The following is a 12,143-nucleotide window of genomic DNA, read 5'->3' on the forward strand; positions in this document are numbered from 1 at the left end:
GGCGATGAGTGCATCGCCCTTAGGTTGTATCAGCGCTGAGTAAAGGAAATATCAGCCGTTGTAGTGTTGCCGATGCCGCATGCAGTTGTGGCTGTCGAGACGTTAGTTACGGTCGTTGACCCAACGACAACTTTCTGGAAGTGGCGATACGTTTTGGTAACCAGGTCAGTGCAGAGCTTGGCAGGAACTTTGGTGAGCGTGATCTTAAACGCATCGTTCGCGATGTTAATGGTGTCTACACCAATTGCCACAGCACCATTGGCATTATTCCATGGGTGCTTGAGATGGGTTGGTGCGCCAGATGATGCTCCGCCCGTCCGAACAAGCATGTTTTCAGGGACGTTACCAAAGCGCATAACAACATCTTGGGAGATACCCGAATAGTCCCCTTGCGTCGAGTATTGGTTGCGCACCACCGCGCTCATCGCTGTTAGCCCGGAAACCGCCTCGGACACGTTGCTCGCATCTTGCGCACTATTGAAGTAAACCAGAGCACCAACCGTAATGATCGCGATCAAAGCGACGACCATGATGATTTCGATAAGTGTTGCACCGGCCTGGCGTTGGAAGTTGAGTTTCATTGGGTATACCCTCATTATTTTTATTATGGTTCAACAGGACTGACAATAACACGCAATTGGAAAGTCGACAATAGTTTTGATTGATATAAATTTAAACTTGAGCGGCCATTGCATTGGATACCGTAAAGAAACAGTAATATACCCAGGCTACGTAGCCCGTTACGCCAAGCAATGCCAGACCATTGAGCATTCCCGAGATGGTTGAAATCTTATCAACGCTTTTTTGCACGGCTTGTTTACCAATTGCATAAATTGCAGATTGGAAGTTTGCGTTGTGGCTCATCATGTGAACGCTTACCATCATTTCAGCAGAAAGCAGCCCTGTATCAAGCGCTTCTCCAAGCGAAGATCCTTCAGACATCTTGATAATCATTTTATCAAGATGACTGCGAATATATGGTGTTGACATCTTCTTCAGCTCATAAAGCGAGTCCACAAGAGGGATGCCTGATCTCATGAGTGCTGCAAGTGATATCAGTAGATTGGCGCCATGGAATGCCTTGTAAAAGCTATAGGGTGGAAAGATATCCATGATTCGCCTAGGGCCACCTACAATCCGTGGCAGAGTCCAGACCACCAAGACAATCATGACAATCATGCCAATGAAGACAGTAAACCATTGATTTTGAACGAAGGTGGCCATCGTATACAAAGGCTGAGCAGAGTCTGGCCACCTTGAAGGATCCAAGACATCAGCAATCTTTGGAATGATAGTGGTGGAAAAGAAGTAGATCAGCATAACCAGTGCTGACAAAAGTACGCCAGGGTAAGTCAATTTCGAGAACAAGGTGCTCTTCATCACCGAGGCCGACCCAAGTGCATCAATCGTGTTCATCATTCCATTAACAGGGTCGCCACTTTTCATGCCTGCACGAATAGACATGGCTTCGTTCATTGGAATCCATACGCTTATGGCTTCCGCAAAATCAATACCTGTAGACATTTGTAGCGCAATGTCATCAAGAATTTTGGCCTGGAACATTTGGCTTTTGGCGTTAGCCTTCCGGATGGATTCCGAAAGCAACTTGACTACATCGTTGATTGGGATGCCCTGCCCAAGATAATCAACAAAACTTTGGTACATATTCTTTCGAACAGAACCCGTAAATTGTAGCCTGGTAAGGAAGCGACTCATAATACACCTTTATTGTTTTTGTTGGCATGCAGCCACCTGGCTGCATGCATTCTCTTATTCTTTTTATTCAGACGATCCTTCGTCATCCTCATCGTCTGGTTTTGCTGGAGGATTTCTGCGAGCCCTGGCTGCATCAAGACTTTGAACATTCTTGGTTGATCTAGTCTTTTTTACTTTCCCTTCCTCGTCTTCACCCCCGAGTAACCTTGACTTGAAGCGAGGTTTCTCAGCAGCATTTGGCGCTGTAGGTGTTTTTCTGACCCTTTCAAAAAGCTCGTCAGCGGTCATGCCCTCAATAGCTTTCATAACACCTTTATTGTCATGGCCCTCTTGAATTATAGTCCTTAGCTTTTCATCAAGAAGTTTGTCGTTTGACATCGCAATCAGGGAGGCTTCCGAGAGCCTTGCTGAAAGGAAGCGGGGCGTTAGCTCAAGCCCATTGCGTGCAAGTTCAACTCCAAGAGATGAAGAGACTGCCATGAGAAGATCATCAACAGCTGAAACGAGATCTGAATGTGCATCCTTGCTAATACTTACCTCATTTTGGCCTTTCTCTTCATGTTTCTCATCGGGTGTAACTGCTCTGCTTACGGCTTTTGCTTTCACGCTCTTTCTTGGAGCCCTTCTAGTTGCTGGCTTCTTTTCCTCAGCTTTTTCAGTTAGTGCTGGCTTTTCGCTTACGTCTGGCGAATTATTACTAGTGATCTTCTTTTCTGGAGATTTCTCAGGAACTTCAAGTTTCACACTGTTTTCAGACTTCTCTTCCCGACTTGTTTTTTCGAGAGACACTGCTTCTTTAGCGATATCTTGCCCAGTAAGATACGTCTGGAACGATTGAATAAATTGTTGTTTGCGCTCCATTTCCTTGCTTTCGTCAAGCACGGTGTCATTGTCACCGATGGTATTGGAGTCAATCTTGTATGCAGCGTCCGCGTAGACGTCTAGCCCCTTAAAGACCTTCACTGCCGTGTCCAGTTCTTCAAGGAGCGTGATTTGATCCAGCTTGTGCTCAACATCCCTAAGGTCGCACTGACCCTGGAGAGCTTTCAACAGGCCATGTTCAAGGGCAATTTTGCCGCCTTTGTGGCGATAATGAAGCAGAGCATTTGCATCTTGACGATCTCTAAAGCACTGAAGCATATAGGGATCGGGTAATAATACCTCTGAAGCCACGGTTCTGCCTGTTACGCCTTGCTCGCAGTGCTCGCAACCGCCTTCGTTTTTAAATTTAAGCAGTGATGCATCGCGTGGTTTCATGTATTTAAAAGCGCGCTGCAATAGCTCGAAATCTTGCTCGGAGCTTGCTTTTTTAGCAAATTCAGCTATTCCAAAACTGCAATGCTTGCAAATAACTGGCAGCAGCGTTTGGTACATTAATGATGAGAAAAAGTTCTGGCCACCCAATACATCATCAGGTATCCCATTAGAGCGCATCCTCGCAACAATATCGATGGCACTCGATGCGTGGATGGTGGTGAACACCTGATGACCAGACTGTACCGCGTGAATAAGCAGTTCTGCTGACGAATGATCTCGAACCTCGCCCACCATCAGGATGTCTGGGTCGCTTCTCATTGCGGCTCTAACAACAGACGCGAATGGGTTAACAGCACCCTCAGTCGATTTCGCTTGAGAGCGAGAACGAACCACGGGTACTTGTGTAGCGCCATCCAGCAAATACTCAGGCGGATCTTCTACGGTGATTACTTTGATGCGGCCCTTGTATATCTCAATTTTCTCGCCCAGCATTGAGTTAAGCGAGGTGGATTTACCAGAACCTGTAGTACCAGCCATGACAACGGCACCAACCGGCTTTGCAACGGCTCGCCTGAGATTTGAGAGCTGAGTTCTGTTATACCCGAGCGACTCCAGGGAGCGTCTTTTGCCTGACACACCCATTTTCAAGATGCGCATGATCATGTCGAATCCAGCTGGATAAGCCGGAATAGTGGCAAGGCGCAATCTGACACGACCTAATTGACCGAGGTCACGGTCAATAATGGCATCTTGAGGCTTTTGCTCATCGAAAGTCGTATCTTTTTCGTCGGCAATAACCTGGTAGATCACACCAGCCATTGTTCTTGCATAGCGAACTGTCCACTGTGTATGAACGTACATGTCGCCATTTGCCCTGAAACGAACCTCTGCCTGATCACGCCTGACCTGGATGTGAATATCTGATACATCACTATTGATAGCCGTTTGAATCAGATCATCGAACTCTATTTGGATTTTGGTTGCAGTCCGCTGCTGATCTTCAAGCGATTTTTGATTTTCTATGGACTCGTAGATAATGGAAATTATATCCGGCTTGGCCATCCACTTGCGGGTACGTGTATAGCCGCCGCGCTTGATTTGCTCAACAATGGTAAGCAAATCGTCATTGACGCCGCTCTTTTTGATTAGTTCGGTTGAGCAAATGATCTCAACCTCTTTCTTTTCGCGGTTGGTTAGCAAAATGGCATAGCTTTTTTGCCATTCTTCAGGCAAAGCTAAGGCGCCACCTGTATTGGATAAAACCGACACATGAAAAGGGATTTCTTCACGCCGGGATATAAGCTGAAGAGATCTATTGGGTTGTTGGTTCTGATTTCTTACAGGGGTTGTTTTGCGAGCCGCACTTGGGCTTGGTGCCCCTGCATCGGGTGCTTTAACCGCAGGCGTTTTGCTGCCAAAAATTTTCATTAACCAGCTCTCTTATTGTTATGTTGCTGGGCGCAATTTGTTTCTACAGGTGAATATACATCAGAAACTAATAAAGAAAAAGCCCTGATCGCTACATGATTCAGGGCTTAAAATACAGTGTAACTTTGATGCGACGATTTAGCGCATCATTTGATTTGGCCCAATGTTGAATGGGCGCGCCATTCCATTCTGATTCATGGCTGCGTCGTCTTCATCATCTTCATCATCTTCAGATTCGAACGTTTTGGCATAAGCATTGAAACCAGTTGTTAAGCTAACCCGCTTGGTCTCTTTCTTGTGTGCGAAAATAGCCCCGCCTTTTACAAACTTGAGCAAATGAATGCCATCGTCGATCTGATCACCAGCCTCAACCTGGGTAATCATTCCCTTATAGTACACGGTCGCTTTCAGGTCGCTATCTAAGCCGTAGATCTTTGTAATATAGATGCTGTCGAGAGGCGAAGTGGATTCCACATCTCTATCGCTTTCTAATGATTTTTGGCTTACCTGGTCGATCTCTGTCTGTTTTGGGCCATTAATAATTTCATCGCGCTCTTTTTCGGCTTTAGCTTTCTCAAGCTTCAGCTTCTCAAGCTTCGCCTCAAGCTCTAGAATCTTTTCCTGATGAGATAGTTCATTAATCTCGTTGTTGCGGGTAATAAAGCCATTAACCATTTTTTGTTGGTCGGCGGTTAGATTGCTGGTAGCGGTTTGCCTTGCCTCGGATTCAGCCATTACTGGTAATGCCAGCGAAACGGAAGCGCCTACAAGCATAGCGAGAATTGTTTTTTTCATCATCGAACCCTTATTCATATAGTTTTCCAGACAGTTCCCAGTTATAAGTGCCGTCTTGCTGGATTGTAAAATTGATTTTTTCGAGTAGGAAGTTATTTGCATCTTGCATAACGCTCATCAAATTCGCAAATGACTCAGCTTCCCCACCACTTAGCTTAAACACTCTATTTCCGACCTCAAGCTGCGGCATATTTTCAAGCGTTCTATCCTTTAGGCCTGCAATTGTTTGCTTTCTAGCCGAATTGTCACTAACCGAAGAATCAAATGAAACAGAGGCCTCAATCAATGCACTCGCAAAATCTTGGTGTTTAACGCCCCCATCTCTGATAATGGCGAGAACATCTTCAATCCCAGGCTGGCCCGGATCAATTTTAATCGACGTACTTCCTCTGTCAAAACTAGGGGTGAATCCTGTTCTACCAAAACCGCCCATGAACGACTTAAGGCTATCTGGAGATCCTCCATTTCTTTTCCATACAACCGAAAGCTGTGTCGGATTCTCTGTGGAATACTGGACACCCTCCAGGCTCCAGCCATTAAAGTAAGTTGGTGTTGCACTTACGGTCAAAAGTACATGCTTCATAACGGGTAGCAAGCTGGCTTTATTGAAGTCATCTCTTAACCAGCTGATTTCCTCTTGCCGTGCTTGCCTTAGAATATCAGCATCTGTTGGGCCTTTTTCGATTACCTTGTCAACGGTAATTTCCTTTTCAATTTCTTCGAGGTTTACAGCCTCTTCAGCCATGAGTGCTTCAAGTTCTTTTTGCTTTTGGATCTCTTGATACTTAACAAGTCCAAACAGAACGGTTCCCGCCAAGACGATCCCAACGCCCATAAAGGCCGTCTTGGGTATTCCAGCCATCTTCTTAAGACGCATGCTTTCGTCAACGCCATTTGCAAGAATAAGACTTAATGGACTTTGATCGTAAGCATCCTCGATGCCAAATACTTCTGCAACCTCTGGCGCCATGAAAAATTGCATATAGTCCAGCTGGGTATCAATCGCCAGTTCTTGCAATTTCTTTTTGACTTCCGCCTCGCTTGTTACCGCATCATAACCAGGAAGAACGCGTCCATTTTCGGTAACTGCCATCCAGTAAAGGTCGTCGTCAATACGCTCGATTCCAATCACACTGACGTGCGAGCGCGCAAGTGCTGCTGCCGCAGAGTAGACGGCACCCTTGAATTTTGTGTGCGAAAGAGCAACGCTATGACTGATCTGACTGGCTGAATCCTGACCTGGCTCATCAGCGTCATCAACCGAAACAGACCAGAGTAGCCCCATGGGGCTTTTGCGAGACTGGGAGATCTTTTTGGCCGCCTCAACAGGATTAGAACCTGTCAATTTGCTCCATTCAAGACCTATCACCAGGTTCTTGCCATTAACCTCAACAATACGCTCCATGGGTCTAACCTTATTTCGACATGATGTAAGGAGTCAGGATGATCATCGTCATCACTTTGCGTTTTCCGCCCTTTTGAGAGCCACCAAGCATCCACGAGGCCCTTCCGAACTTGGAATTGATCTGGGCATGGTTCTCGGTTCGCTCAAGGCCTGCGATCATCAACGGCTTGCCAGAGGCAACCCGTACCATTTGCTGATATTTGTTCAGTGACCTGTTAGGAAGCTGAATCTGCGCGCCCCCTTCCTCACCATAGCTATCAATGGCGTTGATCCGCGAGGAGTCTACAGCGAAGTTCATCATGACATGGCCATCAGACATGATTCTTGGCATGATCATCATTGATATCCCCTGACTGGTACGGCCTGGCGTCAACGCAACAGAGTAAGATGTTACTTCTTCTTCACCTTGACCCTGGCCCTGGCCCTGGCCCCTGGTTGGAATTTCAACCGCTGCAAGGTAGCCTACTTCGTCAAGCTGTTGGAACGGTGTTGGCTGGCCATTCATTGCATACATAATAGAGGATGTCTTTAAGCTGACATTCTTGTTTTGGCGTAGTAGATCAAGGCTTGCAGATGAGCTGTCAGACCATTTGTTTTCCATGTTGGTGTTGCCGTTACGGTCACTTCCAACGCCAAAGCTGATTTTTTGAGTGCTATCAACGGAGAGATTCAGATCCCCTTTCCAGTCGAAAGCGCCCATGATTCCAGTATCAAAATTTCCGTTTTCATCCGAAGATATTTCAAGTACTTCAGTTTTGATGGCGATCTGCTTGCTTGAGATGGCGTTAAGGCGCTTGATGTATTCCGCAACCCGGCGCTGAACCTGTGGCGTGTCAGTAACAGTCAGCGTACCCACTTGCTCGGCAATCGCCATCTTGCCGCCCTTGGAAAGCATTGACTCGATAGCCGACGTCATTGCTTCCCAGTTGCTCTTGGGCTTATTAGTTGATTTCACTTGGTGATACGAATCGGAACTGCCGAGCGCACCATCTTCACCGGAGCTGATGCTTGAAAGATCTGACTTCATGGTGCTTTGGAATTCAACGCTGCCCGGTGTCACGTCAACCAGATAGGACTTCGTTTCGTACCGTCGCATGATAATTTCGCCATGCTCATACTTCCAGAACAAGCCAGACTTAACCGCAACGATATCCAGCAAGCCTGAAACACTGCCGCTGTAATCAAGGGTAAATCGAATATTGGCCGCTGGGGAAACAGAGACTTGGCTGCTAAAGTCCATAGGCGACTGACCACCCATTGGGATTGCCATGTTTTCATCTTCGCCACCCTGAGCCTGATTGCTCTCGTTCTCGCTAACCCCTTCTGTATGCTCAATGGCATCCTGGGTTAGCACAATACGAACACCAAGATCGCGGCTGAGATCACCAATCAGGTCTGATGCCGAGATGGGCTCAAGTTGTTGAATCTTGACGTTACGCTTGAGCAGGGAAGGAGCGTTAAGCTCTTCAGAGACGCGAAATGCTTCACCGCCTAGCCATATTCCATCAACTTCTTCGATGGCAGTTGGCTTCAGCTGCTCGTTACGATTGACCTCGCGCTTAGTAGACCCAAGATCCGTGCGAACCTGGTCATAGGAGGTGTCAACGATAGTGCAACCTGCACCGGCTGCCGCAGTGGCTACGGCCACCACGAGCTTCGAAACTGTATTTATGCGGGTCATCTTGTTTCCTCGAAATTAGTACGATTCGCTATCGATAACAGGGGTCACAGGAACTTCTGGCTTGTAACCGGCTTCCTGAAGAACAACCACCTTGTTGCCGTGGTAAAACTTTGCGGTAAGAGGCGTTTCTCGGCCCTGTGTGGCACTCAACAAGCGATCCACAACACCTCCACGTCCAGCAAATTTGCCAACAAGTGTGGCGCTATGATCGATTGGGTAATCAATCTGGGTATCGCCTCTACTGATCGTCCAGCCAGCCTTCTTGGCCCATGTTTCAAGATTCACGCGAAGGCTCTTGTCTGTTTCCAGAACCCATACATCTTGACCTGGCTGAGCTAGCTGCTTTGCCATGTTCGCGGTTCTGGCCACAGAAATACGTTTGGAGGGTTCGTTGATAGCAATCACGAGACCGTGATTTTTTGAGATCTGGGTTACTGCATCACGCCAGTCGGTTGCGCCTTTCCAGGAGACCGAAACATTTTCTGTGCCGGGCTGAAATACAAAAGTCCAGGACTTAGCGTTTGGAACAAGATTTTCCATGGCAACAAACAGCGGAACGTTCTTACCAAATAGAGAGCCTTCTTTTGGTTTTGCCTTCATCTCAAAGGCGCCATGGACAGAGGAGTTGCCTTTGATGACGGCTCCTGTATTAGCAGGCTTAACCGCGACCGGTGCTGCCTTTGTTACGGCGGATGGTGCGGCTGGCTTGGCTGGAGTGGCGTCGGCTTGACTGTAGGTCACAGTGTCACGCAGCACTGGTGAAATGTAGAGCTCGGCCAGCGCTGTATGTGAGACGGTAAGTCCCATGATTGCGGCGGCCATGATTGATAGGCGGCGGGGCATTGTGATGTCCTCTTTTTAAGGTAGATAAATAGTAATAGGTTAATTGACAACTGTGAAGCCTTTTTTAAAGAGAAATATGCTTTCTCCAGGGTGATCTTATTTCACGCCTATTGCCGATGACCCAGCGTCTCAATATTCGCATCATCATCATCAGGTTTACGCCCTTCTTCGTGAGATACCACATGGTGATGACCACGACGAATAGGACACCTGTACTCCATGGTCTAATATGAAGCATCCAGACCAGTAGCGGGTAAACAACCTGAGCATCGATGGGGCCAAATCTGGCGCGCCGAGTGATGTAGTGTGAAGTTAAAAAATTCATTTGAGTGAGTCCTGAAGGGCTGCATAGTTGGCCTTGATCCGGTTGTACCATTGTTCGGAAATAATCCCATCACGGTACTTTTCTGTAGCATCCTCAATCATTGGACGGCCTTCGTTATGCACAATTTTGAAAGCTGTAGCGGCAAAATTGCCGTTTTCAAGCATCATTTCTTTGTGCTTTTGCTCAAAAACCATATATTCACGAATTGCCGTCCTTCCGCCATCAACGGTTGGAATAAGGCGTTGAGCGACAATCATTTTCATTGGCTGAAGAATATCGATCTTGGCCTGATTCTGCATATCCTCTGGAAATACATAAACCAGGCGCTGAAACGTTTCAGGCACATTATTTGCGTGAACGGTTGAGAATACCCCGTGTCCCGTCATTGATGCCTCAAGTGATGCCTGAGTGGTTTCAAGGTCTCGCGTCTCGCCTACGAGAATCACATTCGGCGCCATGCGAAGCGAGTTAACAACGCCATCATGAAAGCTGCCAACATCTGTTCCAACTTGCATCTGGGTAACGAAAGAGGTTGGCTTATCAATATCGTCATACACGAACTCAATGGGTTTTTCGATAGTGACAAGATTGGTGTGACTATCAACTGTCTCGATACGATCCCTAAGGATCGATGCAAGCAAGGTTGATTTTCCGTTTCCTGTTGCTCCTACTACAAGGATCAGGCCCTGATCCAGGTTGCGAGAAGTCTCCATGATCAGTGGCTCAATGCCTAGCTTTTGCCAGTGAGGCGGCTCAGATGGAATTGAGCGCATAGTGATGGTTAGGCTTTTTCTTCCTCCACGTAGGCAACCAATTGCGTTTACTCGAAATCTGAATCGCTGACGATCATGATTGAACCCATCGCCTGTTTCGCGATAGAACTCGTGAGACGTATCGATGGGCTGTCCAGCGCCCAGCATTGAAGGCGCATTCTGGTTATAGATGACTGAAATGAGGTTTTTTACTTCAGAATCACTCAATCTTCGATTGGTTATCTTAACTTTCCGCCCATAGCGAGAAACCCAAACTTCACCAGATCCCAAAAGGAACAGATCAGACCCTCCAATATTGACCATGTGCTCAAGGAGTTGGTTGACCACATTGATATTGTCAGCTCTGGGTGGAATGTTTGTGATGAACTCAGTTGTCATGCCTGTGCCTTATTATTTTTGTTTTCGCGGCTTTACGGCTATTCAGCTATTGAGGCGCTCTTTTATTCAGCGCCGGTTAATTTCACGAATCTCATCAGGCGTTCTGTAACTTCCACGCGGATCAAGATTCAAGGGAAGCCACTGATCAGAATTTCCATTGAACGCGGCCTTGCCTGTAATGGCGAACGTTCTCTGGTCAACATGCATGCTATTGCCTTGATTCACGCTACCCCTGTACTGAGAGGCAACATAAGAAGGCGTGACCTTGCCTTCTTTGACCAATCGCAAATACTTAACCATGCCAATAAAATCAGATCCAAGATTTCTCACCCTGGCGCTCATTTCAGCATTTGCTTGCAGCACGCCAGTCTCCCATCCTTCTGCTACCCAATCTGACCACAGCGCTTGCTCGGCAGGTGTTTTGGGGAGTAGGGCGCCAACTGGCTGTGAGACATCAACTGGAATATCAATTAACAAATATTCGCGCCAGTCAGGCGGGTTTGTTACCAAACGCTCCTTTTTAATGATCTGGTAGTACTTGCCGGATACTAAAATACGATTATTATCGGGCGAATGGGCTGTCACTTCGTTTGATTCATGAATAACAGCCGGAAGAAAGTAAAGTGATTTCTCTCCGGGTGTCGCGATCCTCATCAGATCTTTGAATGCAAAAAAACCATCGAGCGTGACGGCTTCAGCATTAATGTCCTTTCGTAGCCTGTTCATCTCAGAAACGTAACCATTCTGAGCGCCTACTGATAGCGCAGCATCTCGCATTGCCTGGTTTCGCTTCTCAGCAAGATCATTATCACCCGAGAGCGTCATGCCCTTGAGGTACTGAAGCTCTTGTAGCTCCTGAAGGGACTTGTTGTCATATTGAACGCCGGGCGTAAGCTCTGCGTGCGCATGCGCACATGCTACGGACAAGGCGATTAGGCTAACCCAACGCTTAAGCATGGTCGAGCTCCATTAGTTCTTGTAAACCAAAACCATCAGCTGGTTATGAATTTCAACGCGCATGGCGGATCCTGTTTGAACACCCAGCTCTTTGAGCGCCTCATTCAGGGGTTGATTGTCGATGTTGATGGAAACCCAGGGTTCATTTGGCATTACCTTGCCATGTGTCTTGAATTTGTACCCCGCAACCTTGGCAATCGCTTCAGCAGCCTTTGATGCCTTTCCCGTATAAGAGAATTTCGCATTACGCTCAAAACCTTTAGGCACAAAGGTGGCCTGGAACGCTTTCTGTGCATGCTGATCTTTGGTGAGAGTGGGCGCTGCCTGAGCGTCGGCGATCTTGGCAAGCAAGCGCAGCTCATCTCTCGCCTCAACCGCAACACTTCTAAGCTCATTCAACGGGTGCGATGGGGGTGTAACCATTACATTCGTGGATCTGGCGGTATGCTGCGAGGCACACCCACCCAGGCTCACGGCTGTAGCGAGTACCGATAGAGCAATGAGTCGCTTCATATGAAATCACCTTGTGAGGGCCTCACGGCCCTTGTCAATAAAAAGTATATTAATTTAAGAACTTTCTGCCTG

At 47.3% G+C, this 12,143-nt stretch carries 11 protein-coding genes; all 11 read right to left on the reverse strand.

Going from position 1 to position 12,143, the window contains the following annotated elements; all coding sequences use genetic code 11:
• Window positions 1-29 precede the first annotated feature (29 nt).
• The 11 genes from P5704_026240 to P5704_026290 all read right to left on the reverse strand — a co-directional run bounded on the left by P5704_026240 (window position 30) and on the right by P5704_026290 (window position 12,071).
• A complete protein-coding gene (locus tag P5704_026240; protein ID WOF81398.1) occupies window positions 30-581 on the reverse strand; it encodes a type 4 pilus major pilin in 552 nt (183 codons plus the stop codon).
• 91 nt (window positions 582-672) lie between these two features.
• Window positions 673-1,716, reverse strand: a complete 1,044-nt coding sequence (locus tag P5704_026245; protein WOF81399.1) for a type II secretion system F family protein — start codon at window positions 1,714-1,716, stop codon at window positions 673-675.
• 63 nt (window positions 1,717-1,779) lie between these two features.
• Entirely contained in the window at window positions 1,780-4,401 is a 2,622-nt protein-coding gene (locus P5704_026250; GenBank protein WOF81400.1) for an ATPase, T2SS/T4P/T4SS family, read from the reverse strand.
• A gap of 138 nt (window positions 4,402-4,539) precedes the next feature.
• Window positions 4,540-5,214 (reverse strand): hypothetical protein, encoded by a 675-nt coding sequence (locus P5704_026255; protein WOF81401.1) that lies wholly within the window; start codon window positions 5,212-5,214, stop codon window positions 4,540-4,542.
• Window positions 5,207-6,601 (reverse strand): type 4b pilus protein PilO2, encoded by a 1,395-nt coding sequence (gene pilO2 / locus P5704_026260; protein WOF81402.1) that lies wholly within the window; start codon window positions 6,599-6,601, stop codon window positions 5,207-5,209. Before pilO2 ends, P5704_026255 begins: the two co-directional genes overlap by 8 nt.
• Before the next feature lie 10 nt (window positions 6,602-6,611).
• The gene (locus P5704_026265; GenBank protein ID WOF81403.1) at window positions 6,612-8,282 is read right to left on the reverse strand and encodes a hypothetical protein; all 1,671 of its coding nucleotides are present in this window, start codon (window positions 8,280-8,282) and stop codon (window positions 6,612-6,614) included.
• Window positions 8,283-8,297: 15 nt separating this feature from the next.
• The gene (locus P5704_026270) at window positions 8,298-9,125 is read right to left on the reverse strand and encodes a TcpQ domain-containing protein (protein ID WOF81404.1); all 828 of its coding nucleotides are present in this window, start codon (window positions 9,123-9,125) and stop codon (window positions 8,298-8,300) included.
• Between the two features lie 64 nt (window positions 9,126-9,189).
• Window positions 9,190-9,501 (reverse strand): IcmT/TraK family protein, encoded by a 312-nt coding sequence (gene icmT, locus P5704_026275; GenBank protein WOF81405.1) that lies wholly within the window; start codon window positions 9,499-9,501, stop codon window positions 9,190-9,192.
• On the reverse strand, window positions 9,447-10,601 hold the full coding sequence (locus tag P5704_026280) for an ATPase, T2SS/T4P/T4SS family (protein ID WOF81406.1): 1,155 nt from the start codon (window positions 10,599-10,601) through the stop codon (window positions 9,447-9,449). The genes icmT and P5704_026280 overlap by 55 nt, the downstream gene beginning before the upstream one ends.
• 66 nt (window positions 10,602-10,667) lie before the next feature.
• Window positions 10,668-11,558 (reverse strand): type IV secretory system conjugative DNA transfer family protein, encoded by an 891-nt coding sequence (locus P5704_026285; protein WOF81407.1) that lies wholly within the window; start codon window positions 11,556-11,558, stop codon window positions 10,668-10,670.
• A 12-nt stretch (window positions 11,559-11,570) separates the two neighbouring features.
• The gene (locus tag P5704_026290) at window positions 11,571-12,071 is read right to left on the reverse strand and encodes a DotD/TraH family lipoprotein (protein ID WOF81408.1); all 501 of its coding nucleotides are present in this window, start codon (window positions 12,069-12,071) and stop codon (window positions 11,571-11,573) included.
• Window positions 12,072-12,143: the final 72 nt, after the last annotated feature.

This window comes from Pseudomonas sp. FeN3W (assembly GCA_030263805.2).
GTDB lineage: Bacteria > Pseudomonadota > Gammaproteobacteria > Pseudomonadales > Pseudomonadaceae > Stutzerimonas > Stutzerimonas stutzeri_G.

Excerpts from the sequence above, each read along its gene's own strand:
- P5704_026240 (WOF81398.1), bottom strand. The coding sequence starts at position 581 with ATGAAACTCAACTTCCAACGCCAGGCCGGTGCAACACTTATCGAAATC.
- P5704_026245 (WOF81399.1), bottom strand. The coding sequence starts at position 1,716 with ATGAGTCGCTTCCTTACCAGGCTACAATTTACGGGTTCTGTTCGAAAG.
- P5704_026250 (WOF81400.1), bottom strand. The coding sequence starts at position 4,401 with ATGAAAATTTTTGGCAGCAAAACGCCTGCGGTTAAAGCACCCGATGCA.
- P5704_026255 (WOF81401.1), bottom strand. The coding sequence starts at position 5,214 with ATGAATAAGGGTTCGATGATGAAAAAAACAATTCTCGCTATGCTTGTA.
- pilO2 (WOF81402.1), bottom strand. The coding sequence starts at position 6,601 with ATGGAGCGTATTGTTGAGGTTAATGGCAAGAACCTGGTGATAGGTCTT.
- P5704_026265 (WOF81403.1), bottom strand. The coding sequence starts at position 8,282 with ATGACCCGCATAAATACAGTTTCGAAGCTCGTGGTGGCCGTAGCCACT.
- P5704_026270 (WOF81404.1), bottom strand. The coding sequence starts at position 9,125 with ATGCCCCGCCGCCTATCAATCATGGCCGCCGCAATCATGGGACTTACC.
- icmT (WOF81405.1), bottom strand. The coding sequence starts at position 9,501 with ATGGTACAACCGGATCAAGGCCAACTATGCAGCCCTTCAGGACTCACT.
- P5704_026280 (WOF81406.1), bottom strand. The coding sequence starts at position 10,601 with ATGACAACTGAGTTCATCACAAACATTCCACCCAGAGCTGACAATATC.
- P5704_026285 (WOF81407.1), bottom strand. The coding sequence starts at position 11,558 with ATGCTTAAGCGTTGGGTTAGCCTAATCGCCTTGTCCGTAGCATGTGCG.
- P5704_026290 (WOF81408.1), bottom strand. The coding sequence starts at position 12,071 with ATGAAGCGACTCATTGCTCTATCGGTACTCGCTACAGCCGTGAGCCTG.